The sequence below is a fragment of the Streptomyces sp. DSM 42067 genome (genome assembly GCF_055792885.1).
In genome coordinates, this window is the sequence record NZ_CM147706.1 from 4,901,864 (window position 1) to 4,915,119 (window position 13,256).

General features: G+C 69.9%; 15 protein-coding genes. 4 read left to right on the forward strand and 11 right to left on the reverse strand.

Features of this window, described 5'->3' with window-relative positions:
- Positions 1-233: 233 nt before the first annotated feature.
- From ACSMXV_RS22485 to urtA, 6 genes are all read right to left on the reverse strand, one after another.
- Positions 234-953, reverse strand: coding sequence for an IclR family transcriptional regulator (locus ACSMXV_RS22485; protein ID WP_473173113.1), 720 nt, complete (start codon positions 951-953; stop codon positions 234-236).
- Positions 954-1,019: 66 nt separating this feature from the next.
- Complete coding sequence (gene urtE, locus ACSMXV_RS22490; protein WP_473173114.1) at positions 1,020-1,712, reverse strand: urea ABC transporter ATP-binding subunit UrtE; 693 nt, start codon at positions 1,710-1,712, stop codon at positions 1,020-1,022.
- The gene (gene urtD, locus ACSMXV_RS22495; RefSeq protein ID WP_473173115.1) at positions 1,712-2,548 is read right to left on the reverse strand and encodes an urea ABC transporter ATP-binding protein UrtD; all 837 of its coding nucleotides are present in this window, start codon (positions 2,546-2,548) and stop codon (positions 1,712-1,714) included. The genes urtE and urtD overlap by 1 nt, the downstream gene beginning before the upstream one ends.
- On the reverse strand, positions 2,545-3,672 hold the full coding sequence (urtC, locus tag ACSMXV_RS22500) for an urea ABC transporter permease subunit UrtC (protein ID WP_473173116.1): 1,128 nt from the start codon (positions 3,670-3,672) through the stop codon (positions 2,545-2,547). The genes urtD and urtC overlap by 4 nt, the downstream gene beginning before the upstream one ends.
- A complete protein-coding gene (gene urtB, locus ACSMXV_RS22505; protein WP_473173117.1) occupies positions 3,669-4,556 on the reverse strand; it encodes an urea ABC transporter permease subunit UrtB in 888 nt (295 codons plus the stop codon). The genes urtC and urtB overlap by 4 nt, the downstream gene beginning before the upstream one ends.
- 92 nt (positions 4,557-4,648) lie before the next feature.
- Positions 4,649-5,905 (reverse strand): urea ABC transporter substrate-binding protein, encoded by a 1,257-nt coding sequence (gene urtA, locus ACSMXV_RS22510; protein ID WP_473173118.1) that lies wholly within the window; start codon positions 5,903-5,905, stop codon positions 4,649-4,651.
- A gap of 488 nt (positions 5,906-6,393) precedes the next feature.
- On the opposite strand from urtA, the gene ACSMXV_RS22515 reads away from it, so the two are divergent.
- Both ACSMXV_RS22515 and ACSMXV_RS22520 read left to right on the forward strand, forming a co-directional pair.
- On the forward strand, positions 6,394-6,864 hold the full coding sequence (locus tag ACSMXV_RS22515; protein ID WP_473173119.1) for a MarR family winged helix-turn-helix transcriptional regulator: 471 nt from the start codon (positions 6,394-6,396) through the stop codon (positions 6,862-6,864).
- Between the two features lie 190 nt (positions 6,865-7,054).
- On the forward strand, positions 7,055-8,737 hold the full coding sequence (locus ACSMXV_RS22520; RefSeq protein ID WP_473173120.1) for a glycoside hydrolase family 13 protein: 1,683 nt from the start codon (positions 7,055-7,057) through the stop codon (positions 8,735-8,737).
- Between the two features lie 250 nt (positions 8,738-8,987).
- On the opposite strand, the gene ACSMXV_RS22525 is transcribed toward ACSMXV_RS22520, so the two are convergent.
- Together ACSMXV_RS22525 and ACSMXV_RS22530 are read right to left on the reverse strand one after the other, a co-directional pair.
- On the reverse strand, positions 8,988-9,254 hold the full coding sequence (locus ACSMXV_RS22525; protein ID WP_473173121.1) for a hypothetical protein: 267 nt from the start codon (positions 9,252-9,254) through the stop codon (positions 8,988-8,990).
- Between the two features lie 80 nt (positions 9,255-9,334).
- Positions 9,335-9,595, reverse strand: coding sequence for a hypothetical protein (locus ACSMXV_RS22530; RefSeq protein WP_473173122.1), 261 nt, complete (start codon positions 9,593-9,595; stop codon positions 9,335-9,337).
- A 268-nt stretch (positions 9,596-9,863) separates the two neighbouring features.
- On the opposite strand from ACSMXV_RS22530, the gene ACSMXV_RS22535 reads away from it, so the two are divergent.
- Positions 9,864-10,346, forward strand: a complete 483-nt coding sequence (locus tag ACSMXV_RS22535; RefSeq protein ID WP_473173123.1) for a DUF5994 family protein — start codon at positions 9,864-9,866, stop codon at positions 10,344-10,346.
- A gap of 77 nt (positions 10,347-10,423) precedes the next feature.
- Here the strand turns inward: ACSMXV_RS22535 and ACSMXV_RS22540 are convergent, their stop codons facing one another.
- Both ACSMXV_RS22540 and ACSMXV_RS22545 read right to left on the reverse strand, forming a co-directional pair.
- The gene (locus ACSMXV_RS22540; protein WP_473173124.1) at positions 10,424-10,873 is read right to left on the reverse strand and encodes a DUF5994 family protein; all 450 of its coding nucleotides are present in this window, start codon (positions 10,871-10,873) and stop codon (positions 10,424-10,426) included.
- 563 nt (positions 10,874-11,436) lie between these two features.
- The gene (locus tag ACSMXV_RS22545; RefSeq protein ID WP_473173125.1) at positions 11,437-11,787 is read right to left on the reverse strand and encodes a MerR family transcriptional regulator; all 351 of its coding nucleotides are present in this window, start codon (positions 11,785-11,787) and stop codon (positions 11,437-11,439) included.
- 502 nt (positions 11,788-12,289) lie between these two features.
- Here ACSMXV_RS22545 and ACSMXV_RS22550 point away from each other — a divergent pair.
- Positions 12,290-12,664: a hypothetical protein gene (locus tag ACSMXV_RS22550; protein WP_473173126.1), complete on the forward strand. Its 375-nt coding sequence runs from the start codon at positions 12,290-12,292 to the stop codon at positions 12,662-12,664.
- Positions 12,665-12,818: 154 nt separating this feature from the next.
- Here ACSMXV_RS22550 and ACSMXV_RS22555 read toward each other — a convergent pair whose 3' ends face one another.
- A complete protein-coding gene (locus ACSMXV_RS22555; RefSeq protein ID WP_473173127.1) occupies positions 12,819-13,133 on the reverse strand; it encodes an SCO5918 family protein in 315 nt (104 codons plus the stop codon).
- Positions 13,134-13,256 lie beyond the last annotated feature (123 nt).

The following is a 13,256-nucleotide window of genomic DNA, read 5'->3' on the forward strand; positions in this document are numbered from 1 at the left end:
GGTGCGGCACCTGCCGGCGGCTGGGTCGGGGCCGCGCAGGGATGTACTCCCCCAGTGCCTTAAGGGTCTGGGGGCACGCCCAGCGGGCGCACATCCCTCCCCCATTGTCGTAAGGGCATGGGAGCACCTCCCAGCGGAAGCTGGGGGAGGGGTGGGCACAACCCACGCCGTACGGTGCCGTCGCGTATGACCTGCGCCAGGCCAGAGGGCGGGCGCCCTCAGACGACGGGCGGTCAGCCCGCCGCGGCGAGCCCCGCGATCTCGTCGGCCACAGCCCGCATCACAGGAACCGCATCCCGCGCCACGTCCTCCCGGGACGTGATCAGGTTGACGCACATGTGCAACGCCGGGTCAGCGGTACGAAGCGGCACCGCCACCCCGTACGCCCCCGGCTCGATCTGCCCGAACGTCCGGGCGTACCCAGCAGAGCGCACCTCGCGGACCTCCTCCGGCTCCGTCGGGGACGGCGGCCGCATCGCCGCCAGCGCGAGCCCGGCCGCCCCGATCCCGATCGGGTTGCGGCTGCCCACCCGGTACGAGAGGTGGTAATCGACAGAGCGCGGTTCCACGACCGCCACGGCCACCGCCTCGTCACCCTCGGCCGAGATCAGGGCGACGGTCGCCCCCAGGTCGTCGGCGGCGCGCCGCAGCACTGGCAGCGCGGCCTCGCGCACCCCGGCCGCGTACCCGCGCGCGAGCGTCACCGTGCCGGAACCGGCCCGATAGCGGCCGTCCGGGCCGCGAACGGCCAGGTGGAAGTCGGAGAGCGTGGCCAGGATCCGGTACGCGATGGTCCGGTGCACCCCGAGCCGCTCGGCCACCTCCTGGATGGCGAGTCCCTGAGGATGAGCGGCGACGAGCTCCAGCGCCGACAGCCCCCGCGCGAGCGTCTGGGATCCGGTGACCCTGGAGCCCGTCGCGGCGCCGTTCTGCTGTGTGGCCTTCTCGCTCATCCGTGCATCCTATGCCGGTGACCGGCCCCGGACGCGGCCCGTTCCAGCGGCCGCCGGGGCCCTGCTTCATACGCTGAGCGCCGCCCGTACGGCCTGCTCGGCCTCCGCCCCGCCCTCACCCGAGGAGGTGACCCGGCCCGCCTCCAGTACGTAGTACCGCTGGGCCGCGCGCATGGCGAAGCCCACGTGCTGCTCGACGAGGAGTACGGACAGGCCGCCGCGCCGGGTCAGGGCGAGGATCGTCTCCTCGATCTCGGCGACGACGGAGGGCTGGATGCCCTCGGTCGGCTCGTCGAGCAGGAGCAGCCGGGGGCGGGTGATCAGGGCGCGGGCGATGGCGAGTTGCTGGCGCTGGCCGCCGGAGAGCAGCCCGGCGCGGCGACCGGACAGCTCGCGCAGGGCGGGGAAGAGGTCGAGCGCCTCCGCGATCGCCTCTTTTCCGTCCGGCCTTCCGTCCGCGACGAGTTGGAGGTTCTCGGCTGTGGTCAGGTGAGGGAAGGCCTGCTGGCCCTGCGGTACGTACGCCATGCCGCGGGGCACCCGCTGGTGCGGGGCGAGGCGGGTGATGTCCTCCCCGTCGAGACGCACCGTGCCATTGCCGGGCTTGAGCAGTCCCATGGCCGCGCGCAGCAGGGTGCTCTTCCCGGCTCCGTTGTGGCCGAGCACGGCGGCCACGCCGTCCTTCGGAACGGCGACGGTGACGCCGTGCAGGACCGGGCTGCGGTCGTAGCCGACCCGGATGTCGTCGATCTCGAGCATCACGCCTCCTGGGCCGAGGCCGTCGTGGTGGGGGTGGCTTCACCGGTGGCCGGTGACAGAACAGCGGGTGCCGCGTCGGCGGACTCCTCGTCACGGGCGCGCCCCAGATACACCTCCTGCACCTTCGGGTCCGCCTGGACCTGCGCCACCGTGCCCTCGCTGAGCACCTTGCCCGCGTGCAGCACCGTCACGCTGCGGGCGAAGGCGCGCATGAAGTCCATGTCGTGCTCGATGACGACGACCGTACGGTCCTCGCCGACCCGCCGCAGCAGCTCCCCGGTCGCCTCGCGCTCCTCGTGGCTCATGCCCGCGACCGGCTCGTCGAGCAGCAGCAGCCGTACGTCCTGGACCAGCAGCATGCCGATCTCCAGCCACTGCTTCTGGCCGTGTGCCAGCACGCCCGCGGGCCGGTCGCGCAGTTCGGTCAGGCCGGTGGTCTCCAGCGCCTTCGCCACCGTGTCCGGTATGCCCTTGCGGCGCCGCAGCATCGTCAGCGGCCCGCGCCCGGCCCCGGCGGCGATGTCGAGGTTCTGCAGTACGGTCAGCTCCTCGAACACCGTGGCCGTCTGGAACGTACGGCCGATGCCCAGCCGCGCGATCTTGTGCACGGGCTTGCCGATGAGTTCCGTACCGTCGCCGTTCGTACCGAAGCGCACCGATCCGGTGGCCTTCACCAGGCCGGTGACCGCGTCGACCAGCGTGGTCTTCCCCGCCCCGTTCGGGCCGATGAGGAACCGCAGGTCGCCAGGGTGTACGTCGAGATCGACGCCGTCGACCGCCGTGTAGCCGTCGAACGACACCCGCAGACCGCGGATGGTCAGCCCCTCGCCGCTCATGCTGCCTCTCCCGTACGAGTACGAATGCGGTTGCGCCGGATGACCGCCCCGAGGGATGCGAGTCCGCCGGGCAGGAAGCCGACCGCCACGACGAACAAAAGCCCCTGGAGGTACGTCCATGCGCCGGGGAACGCGTCCGAGAGCGTGCTCTGCGCCCAGGCCACCGCGATCGCGCCGAGCACCGCGCCCACCAGGGACGCCCGTCCGCCGACCGCCGCGCCGATGACGAAGCCGATGGACGGCACGACGCCGATCAGCGCGGGCGAGATGATCCCGACGGCCGGTACGAAGAGGGCCCCTGCGAGGCCCGCCATGCCTGCCGCCACGACGTACGCGACCAGCTTGACGTTGGCCGGGTCGTAGCCGAGGAACCGGACCCGCTCCTCGGAGTCCCTTACGGCGACGAGGAGTTCGCCGTAGCGGCTGACGAACAGCTGCCGGGCCGCGGCCATGAGCAGCAGCAGGCTGACGGCGATGATGAAGTAGACCGTCCGCTGGTTTGCGGGGTCGTCCAGGTCGTATCCGAAGAAGCCCTGGAAGTCGGTGAGCCCGTTGGTGCCGCCGGTGGTCGCCTGCTGGCCGACCAGCCAGATCGCGAGGGCCGCGGCGAGCGCCTGGCTGAGGATCGCGAAGTACGCGCCGCGCACCCGGCGGCGGAAGACGAAGAAGCCGAGCAGCGCGGCGACGGCCATGGGCAGCAGCACGGTCGCGGCGAGCGCGAAGACCGGGTTGCCGAAGGGTTTCCACCACCAGGGCAGCGCCTCTCCGGTGCCGTACAGCTGCATGAAGTCCGGCAGCGCGCCAGGGATGCCCGTGTCGGCCGCGTCGGCGAGTTTGAGGTGCATGGCCATGGCGTAGCCGCCGAGGCCGAAGAAGACGCCCTGGCCGAGTACGAGCAGCCCGCCCCGCCCCCAGGCGAGGCTGACGCCGACCGCCACCATCGCCCAGCAGAGGTACTTGGCGAGCAGCGCGAGCCGGAAGTCGGTGAGCGCGAGCGGTGCGATGCCGAGGAGGAGGACGGCGCCCAGGGCGAAGCCTCCGGGAACACGGAACCGCGTGACCGGCGAGACGCGCTCGGGAGCGGTCCCGGGCTCCGGGGTCGTGGGTGCGGATGTCGTCGTCATGCCAGGCTCCGGGTGCGCAGTGTGTACAGGCCCTGCGGACGCCACTGGAGGAAGGCCACGATCGCCACCAGCACGACCACCTTGGCGACGCTGACCGTCGTCGAGTACTCCAGTACGGACTGCAGGACGCCGAGGACGAAGGCCGTGATCACGCTGCCCTTCAGCTGCCCGATGCCGCCGACGACCACCACGAGGAAGGCGTCGACGATGTAGTTGGTGCCGGTCGTCGGCCCGATCGGGCCGACCAGGGTGATCGCGACGCCCGCCACGCCCGCGAGGCCCGACCCGATGAAGAAGGTCATCCGGTCGACCTTGCCGGTCGCAATGCCGGACACCTCGGCGAGGTCACGGTTCTGCACGACGGCCCGGATGCGCCGGCCGAGCGGGGTGAACCGCAGTACGAGGGTCAGCGCGAGTACGGACAGCAGCGCGAGCCCGAGGATGAACAGGCGGCTGTTGGCAAGGGAGATGCCGTCTGCCACTGCGATGTTGCCGGTGAGGATGTCCGGGGCGCGGGTCTGCACATTGGGCGCGCCGAAGATGTCCCGGGCGAGCTGCTGCAGCATCAGCGAGACGCCCCAGGTGACCAGCAGGGTGTCCAGCGGCCGGGTGTAGAGGCGCCGGATGAGCAGCCATTCGAGCAGCGCGCCCATGGCACCGGCGACCAGGAAGGCCACGGGCAGGGCGACGAGCAGCGAGACTCCGGCGCCGCTGATGGCTTTCTGCAGGACGTACGTGGTGTAGGCGCCGGCCATGATGAACTCGCCGTGCGCCATGTTGATCACGCCCATCTGCCCGAAGGTGAGGGTCAGACCGAGCGCGATGAGCAGCAGGACGGCACCGATGCTGATGCCGGTGAAGGACTGGTTGAGGATGACCGTCATGGAGCGGCTCCGGGTCGGGACGGGGTGCGGGCGCGGTGGGACCCGGCCTTGTACGAAGGCCGGGTCCGCATGACAGGGACCGAGGCCCCGACTCAGGAGAGGCCGGACGCCCAGTCGTAGCCCTTCAGATACGGGTCCGGCTTGACCGGCTTGCCCGAGTTCCACACCTCGGTGATCAGCCCGTCCGAGCCGATCTTTCCGATCCGGGCCGTCTTGTAGACGTGCTGCGTGGCGCCGTCGACCGTGACCTTGCCCTCCGGGGCGTCGAAGGTGATCCCGTCGGCCGCCGCCTTCACCTTGGCGACGTCGAACGAGCCCGCCTTCTCGACCATCGCCTTCCACAGATAGACCGAGATGTACGCGGCCTCCATGGGGTCGCTGGTCGGCTTCTTCGCCCCGTACTCGGCCTGGTACGCCTTGACGAACTTCTCGTTCGCCGCTCCGGGCGTGGTCTCGTAGTAGTTCCACGCCGTCAGCTGGTCCTCGAGGTACTGCGTGCCGATGGACGCTACCTCCTCCTCGGCGATGGAGACCGAAAGCACCGGCATGCTCTTCGCGGTGAGCCCCGCGGACTTGTACTCCTTGAAGAACGCCACGTTGCTGTCGCCGTTGAGGGTGTTGAACACGGCGTCCGCGCCGGAGCCCTTGACCTCGTTGACGATCGTGCTGAACTCCGTGGAGCCCAGGGGCGCGTAGTCCTCGCCGACCACCGTCATGCCGTTGGCCTTCGCGTACGCCTTGATGATCTTGTTGGCGGTGCGCGGGAAGACGTAGTCGCTGCCGACCAGGTAGAGCCGCGTCAGGCCCTGCTTCTTGAGGTAGTCGAGGGCCGGGACGATCTGCTGGTTGGTCGTCGCGCCGATGTAGAAGATGTACGGCGACTGCTCCAGGCCCTCGTACTGCACGGGGTAGAAGAGCGGCGACTTGTACTTCTCGAAGACCGGCTTGACGGCCTTGCGGCTGGCCGAGGTCCAGCAGCCGAACGTGGCCGCGACCTTGTCCTCCTTGATCAGGCTCTCCGCCTTCTCGGCGAAGGTCGGCCAGTCCGACGCACCGTCCTGGCTGACGGCCTTGAGCTTCTTGCCGAGCACGCCGCCGGCGGCGTTGATCTCCTTGACGGCCAGCAGCAGCGCGTTGTGCACCGTCACCTCGCTGATGGCCATGGTGCCCGACAGCGAGTTCAGCAGGCCGATCTTCACCGTGCTGCCGGAGGTGTCCGCCGTGGCCCCGGCCGCTTCCGAGGACGTGTCGCTGCCGGTCTTCGCGCCACAGGCGCTGAGGGCGGCGGACGCGCCGACGGCCGACGCGGCCGTCAGAAGTCCGCGTCTGGTGATGCTGAGCCCGGACATGGAATACCTCCTTGCCCAAGAAGGGCGGTGGGAAAATCGAGGGCGAATCGGTGAGGTGTGTGAGGGGAATGAGAGGGCAATGGGGGGAGGGGAGCGGAGGGGGTTGGGGAAAGAGACACAAGGCGCTTCAGAGGCGGCGGCGTTGGCGCGCGAATTCCCAGCCGTCCAGTGGTGGTGTCCGGGCCGGATCCGCTGAAGTGCGGTCCACAGCCTGGGGGGATGCCGTTTCCACGGCGTTTCGGCGGACTTAAAGAGCGGTTTCGCCTCGCGCACGGAACCGGCCGGTGAAAAGAAAAAGCCGCCACCGGAGATGCGCGCGTTCGGCATCTCGGCAACGGCTTTGATAACGGATTGGGGAAGGTCAATTAATGCTTCCTGCGGGAAGTATTGGCTTTCCGTTGAAGGCTGTCAAGAGTGCAGGTCCCGGCAGTACGCTGCTGGGGGTTCCCGCGGACTGGCGGGCCAAGGAACCGAGTTGAGGAGTGCCGATGGCCGGCCGGCCCCACGAACTGCTCCGGCTGCTGACGCGGGCCGAACGCCTCTCCGTACGCCGAGTGCAGTCCGTACTCGACGAGTTCGACTGCTCCATCGAGGCCTGGCGGGTGCTGGACCTGCTCTCCGACGGCCGGGGGCACAACATGTCGGCCATCGCCGACTGCGTCTTCCTGCCGATGTCCAGCCTCACCAAGATCGTCGACCAACTCGTCGACCAGAACCTGGTGTACCGGCGGATCGACCCCGCCGACCGGCGCCGCGTACTCGCCCAGCTCACCCCGCGCGGACTCCAGCGCCAGCAACAGATGGACCATCAGATATCTGCGTGCCTTGTGGACTTGGGCCACCTGTTCACGAAGGACAACGGGGAGCAGCTCCGTACCCTCCTGGCGCGGCTCGCCGACGCGCTCGACGACCCGGACGCCGCGCTCACAACAGGTCGTAGGGAGCGGACGGTCGGGTGAGCACGTTGAAGTCGAGGCCGTCCGCCTGCGCCAGATTCCCGGGCATGAATGCCCGGGCCAGGTGAACGCCGCCGTGTGCGGCATCCGGCGCCCTTGATTCCGTGCCGCAGGGGGAAGGCATGTGAGAGTCCCGATCGTAGCCACGTGCTCTTGGACCCGCCGACGAATTCCGCACCCCCAGGGAGACCGCGTGACCGAACGCTCCGCGTCCGCGCCCGACATCTCACCCAAGGACCCCAGCTGGTGGCGCCAAGCCGTCATCTACCAGATCTATCCGCGCAGCTTCGCCGACGCCGACGGTGACGGCCTCGGCGACATCCGGGGCATCACCCACCGTCTGACACATCTGAGCACCCTCGGCGTCGACGCCCTGTGGCTCAGCCCCTTCTACCCGTCCGAGCTCGCCGACGGCGGCTACGACGTCGCCGACCCCCGGGACGTCGACCCGCGCCTCGGCACGCTCGACGACTTCGACGCGATGGTCGCCGAGGCCCACCGCCTGGGCCTGAAGGTGCTGGTCGACATCGTCCCGAACCACACCTCCGACCAGCACGTCTGGTTCCAGGAGGCGCTGCGCTCCGGGCCGGGTTCGGCCGCCCGCGACCGGTACGTCTTCCGGGACGGCCGAGGCGCCCACGGCGAACTCCCGCCCTCCGACTGGCAGTCCGTCTTCGGCGGCAGCGCGTGGCGGCGGGTGCCGGACGGGCAGTGGTACCTGCATCTGTTCGCCCCCGAGCAGCCCGACCTCGACTGGGACAACGAGGAGGTCCGCGCCGACTTCCGCACCACACTTCGCTTCTGGTCCGACCGCGGCGTCGACGGCTTCCGTATCGATGTCGCGCACGGTCTGGCCAAGGACCTCACGGAACCGCTGCGGGACCTCGGCGACGACCTGCAGGGCGAGGAAGCACTGGTCGCCATGGCGGACGGCACCCATCCGTTCTACGACCGGGACGAGGTCCACGAGATCTACCGCGACTGGCGCAAGGTCCTCGACGCCTACACTCCGCCGCGGATGGCGGTGGCCGAGGCGTGGGTGCCCAACCACCGGCGCGTGCTGTACGCCCGCGCGGACGAACTCGGGCAGGCGTTCAACTTCGAGTACCTGAAGACCGGTTGGTCGGCCCGCGAACTGCGCGAGGTCATCACCGTCTCGCTGGACACCGCACGCGCCGCCGGTGCCTCCGCCACCTGGGTGCTGTCCAACCACGACGTGGTGCGACACGCCTCGCGGCTCGTCCTCCCCGAGGGCACCGACCCGGACGCCTGGCTGCTGTCCGGCGGCCGTGCCCCCGCGATCGACGCGGCACGCGGACTGCGCCGGGCCCGCGCGGCGACCCTGCTCATGCTGGCGCTGCCTGGTTCCTCGTACGTCTACCAGGGCGAGGAACTGGGCCTGCCTGAGGTCGCGGACCTGCCCCCAGAGGTTCTCCAGGACCCGATCTGGGAGCAGACCGGCCATGTCCGCAAGGGCCGCGACGGCTGCCGTGTCCCGCTCCCGTGGACCCGCACCGGCCCGTCGTACGGCTTCGGCCCGGGCGCCGCCTGGCTGCCGCAGCCGGAGAGCTTCGCCTCCTACTCCGTCGAGGCCCAGGAAGAGGCCGAGGGCTCCACACTGGAGCTCTACCGCACGGCCCTGCGCCTACGCCGCAAACTGCTCGGCGACGAGTCGCTGACCTGGGCGGACAGCGCCCCCGGCGTACTGCAGTTCGCCCGCTCCGGCGGCTGGAGCTGCATCACGAACCTGTCCCCCGAACCGGTCCCCCTGCCCCCGGGCGAACTCCTCCTGACCAGCACACCACTCGAGAACGGCCACCTCGGCCCGGACACCACGGCCTGGCTCGGCACGACGTCACAGCGACCCGGCACCTGACGGTTCGGCGCCCTTCCCGTCCTTCTCGCCGTTCCCGCCGTTCCCGTCCTCTTCGCCGTTTCCGTCCTTTCCGTCCTTCGTGCAGTTCCCGCCTTCTCGCGCGCCGTCCCGCGCCGGCCAGAGACCCGCCGACCAGAGACCCGCCCGTCAGGGGCCGGGGGATCGATGCCCCGGCCCCTGACGCACGACGCCCGCCCAGCCGCCGCGGCATTGCGGCGGGCGACCGTGACGGCGGGATGCCTCTCGTGCTTCAGTCGCGTTCTTCCTCCGCTTCCATGAACCGGATGCCCTCATGGGTCAGCGAGACGGTCGCGGGTGTCTTGTGCGATGTCCAGTCGACGGTGATCAGGCCTTCGCCGACGAGGTAGGCGCAGGCTGCGGACAGGTCCTCGTCGGGCATACCGAGCGCGTCGCGGAGTGCGGATCCGCTGACCTCCGGGCGATTGGCTGCGACGGCCGCGTACAGAGAATTCATGACCGCCTGCCGGTAGTTCTTGCGTTCACGCAGTGTCGCCATGGCTGTCGCTCTCCCGATCGTGGCCGGCGGTGCGGGCGCGCGGGTGTGAGGCCGGGCTTTTCGCGGTCCTCTCTGTCCGGTCACACTTCGTCCGCCTGTTGGTGGTCCTCGAAGGACGACTGGCTGGTGGACAGCCAGGTCCGTGCGGGCTCCGCGGCGTTCGTGGTGTCGATGGTGAGATGAAGGCGCGTCGCCCCTTCGTCGCCGGCGGGGTAGCTGCGCTGTTCGGTCGAGGAGAAGCAGCGGCGGAGCACTTCGGCGACGCGACGAGCGACCTCGGGCGTCGCCGCGACGATACGGACCTCGGCGCGGCCTGCGGAAGGCAGTGGTTCGTGATCCATGGCGTACCTCCTGCAGGGCGGCGGCGCTGAGGATCGATGAGGTCGCCGCTTCACATGTCCGGGTCGGGGCACAAAGCGCCGCACTCCCACGTACGCCCCTTCTGCAGCGTATGCCCGGTCCGGTGGTCCCTGCCCGCCGAACGGGCACCGGCAGTCACGGTCACGGGGGTCCCCGGAGGGCCGATGCTCGTCGGCACGCGGAGTAGCGTGGTAGCGGCGAATCCCTGTTCGCCGGACGCACCGACCTCGAAGACGGGCGGTCCTCCTCATGGCCGACTCCGACACCCCCTCCGCCCTCGGGCATCTGCCGAGCAGCATCCGAGAGGCTGTGAAGCCGGGGAGCGCGCTCCTCCGCCTGGAGACGACGCCGTCACGCGAGGGCATCCTCGACGGAGCGTGGTGGCCGCGGTCACGCGACATCGTGGGCGAGCTGCCCGCTCTGGTGCGAGCCCTCACCGAGCACCTGGGCCCGGTCACCCGCGTGGGCCTCGACGCTGCGGCCTGGGAAGCGCTTCCGACACGTCTGGTCGTCGATGACCGCGTGGTGCACATCGACTCCTCCCCGGTCGGTGACGACACCGTCCTGATCACCCGAGGCGACCAGGACCACTTCTCGCTGCTGGTGGTCCCCCCGCACGCCACACCGGAGGCGGCGCGCGCCGCGATGGCCCAGGCTGTCAGGGCCGACAATGTCGCCCAGGCGGAACAGATCCTGATCGACACCGGAACCGGGCTGAAAATCTCGACTTGACCCGGCCGTGTCATCGACGCCTCGCGAGGTGGCGCGGCGCGGAGCTGGGTGGCCATGCGGAGCGGACAGGGGAGAGGTCAGCCGCGGTGCCCTCCTTCTGTCTCCCAGGCGGCCTCTCCGGCAAGGTCGGCCTCGGCGAGCGCCAGCATCCGCGCGGCCGTCAGCGGGTTCCACGGATCGGCCGCGGCGGTCAGCATGCGGGAGGCCGCTCCGGCGGGCTCGTCGGGCGGAATGACCAGCAGCTCCCAGCGGCCCACGGTGCCGCAGTCCACGGTGATGACATGCGCCCCGGTCGCGGTGTCCGTCCGTGTCACCTCGATCACGTGGCCAGGCGCCATGACCGTGCCCGGGGCGTGAGGCCACGAAGCCGCGCCCACGGTGACACGGGTGACAGTGCCGCAGCCCGGGTCCAGCGCCCCGACGAGCGAGGGCAGTTCCAGTTCGAGGGCGGAACATCGCGGCCACCAGGCTCCGTCCAGCGGGCCGTGGCTGACGTCGGGCGCGAGGGCCAGACGGGGCAGGGGCATCGAGTACGTTCGTGCCCCCACTGGTGACGTGCATGCGGCGGGCATTTTCGCCAGGTCCATCACGCGATCCCGTTCCGGGTGCCTTCTCGGCTCCCCGTGTCGTCATTCGCCGGGAACGGCACCGCCGTGGTCGCGCTGCGCGAAGTGCCCTCGGTACGGCCACGGTACTCCCGGCCGTGCAGAAGGGCGAGGCACGGCCTTTCCGTACATGGGCCGTGCCGCTGGCGCAGGAGGCCACCTCGTGCCGTCCCACAGCCGCCGTAACTCCTCGCTGCACGCGGGCAGTTGGGTCGCCGGTGCGAGGGCATGGTGCCGGGCATCGTGGGACGTGGCGCTCATCCCGTGGGCATCGCACCTTGAACGCGAGCAGTTCCGCGAAGCGGCTTTCCGGGCGGTTGGCGGGACCGCGGCGACTCGTCGCCGGGCCATGGGCTCAGCGCCTGTCGGCAAGGGCGGTGGCAGCCCTGGGGAGCGCGGCGCACAGTGTTTCGCGTGGACGGTACAGGTGCCGCCAGGCCTCTCGCGGGACGCTGTTCGAGCCGACCGGCCCGGCGCCCACGTGATCAGCTGGAACCGGGACGCGAACCGTCGGCCGCTTCGTTCGCGGCGCGGCGGTACTCGGCGTTGATGCGCTGAGCTTCCTCGAGCTGGTCCTCAAGGATGATGATGCGGCAAGCAGCCTCGATGGGGGTGCCCTTGTCGACGAGCTCGCGGGCGCGAGCGGCGATCCGCAGTTGGTAGCGGGAGTACCGGCGGTGCCCGCCCTCCGAGCGGAGGGGAGTGATCAGTCGGGCCTCGCCGATGGCTCGGAGGAAGCCCGGGGCGGTACCGAGCATCTCCGCGGCTCGGCCCATCGTGTACGCGGGGTAGTCGTCGTCGTCCAGACGACCGCTGAGCGGAATATCTGCTGTCATGTCACCTCGTAGTGCAACGCGTCGAGGGGCCCTGGCGCCGTACGGCACCAGGGCCCCGAAGGAAATTCAACACCATCTGTCGGCCCTACTGCTGTGCCGACCTTCTGCTTCCGCTACCCGGCCCGGCAGACGGGCGGGTGTGCGGGGATCGCGGCTGCGTGACCGGGGACCACCTTCCATTCCGGGGTCTTGCGGTACCCGGACCGAATGCTTCTCGGGCCGGGCGATCCTGATGGCGTCTGCTCCTCCGTCCTTCCTCTGAATCAACCACTTGCAGAACTGGTACTGCGGTACTTCCACCCGCCAGTTCGTGTCTGCCGGGTCTCTTCTGACCGTATCTACGAGAGAAACCTTAACCAGCCCAAGGGGCAATGTCTACTCCAGCAAAAGTAGATTTTCAGCGCTCGTGGGCCGCAGATATGGGGCACCTGTCTCTCGACGCCCCCGCAGCCGCTACGCCCAGGGGTCCGCCTGGACAGGCCGCTGAATAGAATGGGCTCTCATGCCGAACGCTGACGAGCTGCTGGTCGCCATCTGCGCCATGGTGGAGTCCGAGCAGAGCAATCAGATGTCACTGACCGTGGTCGTCGGCGGTGCCGTCATCACCGGCCGACTGGCTCCCGAAGCCGTGTGGAGGGAGCGTGTGTCGGAGGTCCTGAGGGACTCCGCCCGTCTCGGCCCGTTCGCCGACGTCTTCACCTTCGACCGGCGAGAGGGCCGGCCCGACCGGGGCGAGGCGCCCACGCATCTGCACTTCCATCTCGCCCGGATCCTGCAGGGCAGCCTCGGTATCCCCGAGACGGGCGGAATGTACCGTGTCGCGATCAAGGACGTCAGCGCCTGGACCGTGGGCGATTTCAGCTACTCCGACCAGTAGGACGCTGTTAACGCCCTCCAGCTGTCACCGCCGCTCGGTCGCCGCCCTCTACTGGCCGGGACTCTCCGGGAGGACGACGAGAAGCGGTGAGGGCCCTGTCGACATCTGTCGACAGGGCCCTCACCGCTGACCTGATGGCGGTCTCCGCCCGTCCTCACACTTCCAGGGGGGCGGGGCTGCCGAGCAGTGCCGACGCGGTCTGGAGCGGGGTGAGGACGGGCACGGGCGCGGCCTCGGGGTGGTCGTGGCACGTGAAGCCCAGGCGTGCCATGGCCCGGGTGACCTCGCCGCTGGTGAAGTCGCGGCGGTCCTGTCGGGTGATGACTTCGCCTACTTGCTTGACGGGGTAGCGGCGGCGGCCGATGGTCACGGACTCACCCGTGATGAGCTCGGGCTTGACGCCCTTCATCAAGGCCAGCACTCCGCTCTTGGAGAGGTCGAACGGGTACCGGGCGATGACACAGCGCATGATGCCTCACAGACAGAAGGAGAAAGGGCCAGCCGGGGCGAGGTGGGTCAGCGGGAGAGGGTGCGAACGCCCAGGGCCCGGCCATGCTCCCCGACGGTGGCGGGTCGAGCGCCGGGCTGCCGG

Excerpts from the sequence above, each read along its gene's own strand:
- urtC (WP_473173116.1), bottom strand. The coding sequence starts at position 3,672 with ATGACGACGACATCCGCACCCACGACCCCGGAGCCCGGGACCGCTCCC.
- urtE (WP_473173114.1), bottom strand. The coding sequence starts at position 1,712 with ATGCTCGAGATCGACGACATCCGGGTCGGCTACGACCGCAGCCCGGTC.
- urtA (WP_473173118.1), bottom strand. The coding sequence starts at position 5,905 with ATGTCCGGGCTCAGCATCACCAGACGCGGACTTCTGACGGCCGCGTCG.
- ACSMXV_RS22525 (WP_473173121.1), bottom strand. The coding sequence starts at position 9,254 with ATGGCGACACTGCGTGAACGCAAGAACTACCGGCAGGCGGTCATGAAT.
- ACSMXV_RS22530 (WP_473173122.1), bottom strand. The coding sequence starts at position 9,595 with ATGGATCACGAACCACTGCCTTCCGCAGGCCGCGCCGAGGTCCGTATC.
- urtD (WP_473173115.1), bottom strand. The coding sequence starts at position 2,548 with ATGAGCGGCGAGGGGCTGACCATCCGCGGTCTGCGGGTGTCGTTCGAC.
- urtB (WP_473173117.1), bottom strand. The coding sequence starts at position 4,556 with ATGACGGTCATCCTCAACCAGTCCTTCACCGGCATCAGCATCGGTGCC.
- ACSMXV_RS22545 (WP_473173125.1), bottom strand. The coding sequence starts at position 11,787 with ATGACAGCAGATATTCCGCTCAGCGGTCGTCTGGACGACGACGACTAC.
- ACSMXV_RS22535 (WP_473173123.1), top strand. The coding sequence starts at position 9,864 with ATGGCCGACTCCGACACCCCCTCCGCCCTCGGGCATCTGCCGAGCAGC.
- ACSMXV_RS22550 (WP_473173126.1), top strand. The coding sequence starts at position 12,290 with ATGCCGAACGCTGACGAGCTGCTGGTCGCCATCTGCGCCATGGTGGAG.
- ACSMXV_RS22540 (WP_473173124.1), bottom strand. The coding sequence starts at position 10,873 with ATGCCCCTGCCCCGTCTGGCCCTCGCGCCCGACGTCAGCCACGGCCCG.
- ACSMXV_RS22515 (WP_473173119.1), top strand. The coding sequence starts at position 6,394 with ATGGCCGGCCGGCCCCACGAACTGCTCCGGCTGCTGACGCGGGCCGAA.
- ACSMXV_RS22555 (WP_473173127.1), bottom strand. The coding sequence starts at position 13,133 with ATGCGCTGTGTCATCGCCCGGTACCCGTTCGACCTCTCCAAGAGCGGA.
- ACSMXV_RS22485 (WP_473173113.1), bottom strand. The coding sequence starts at position 953 with ATGAGCGAGAAGGCCACACAGCAGAACGGCGCCGCGACGGGCTCCAGG.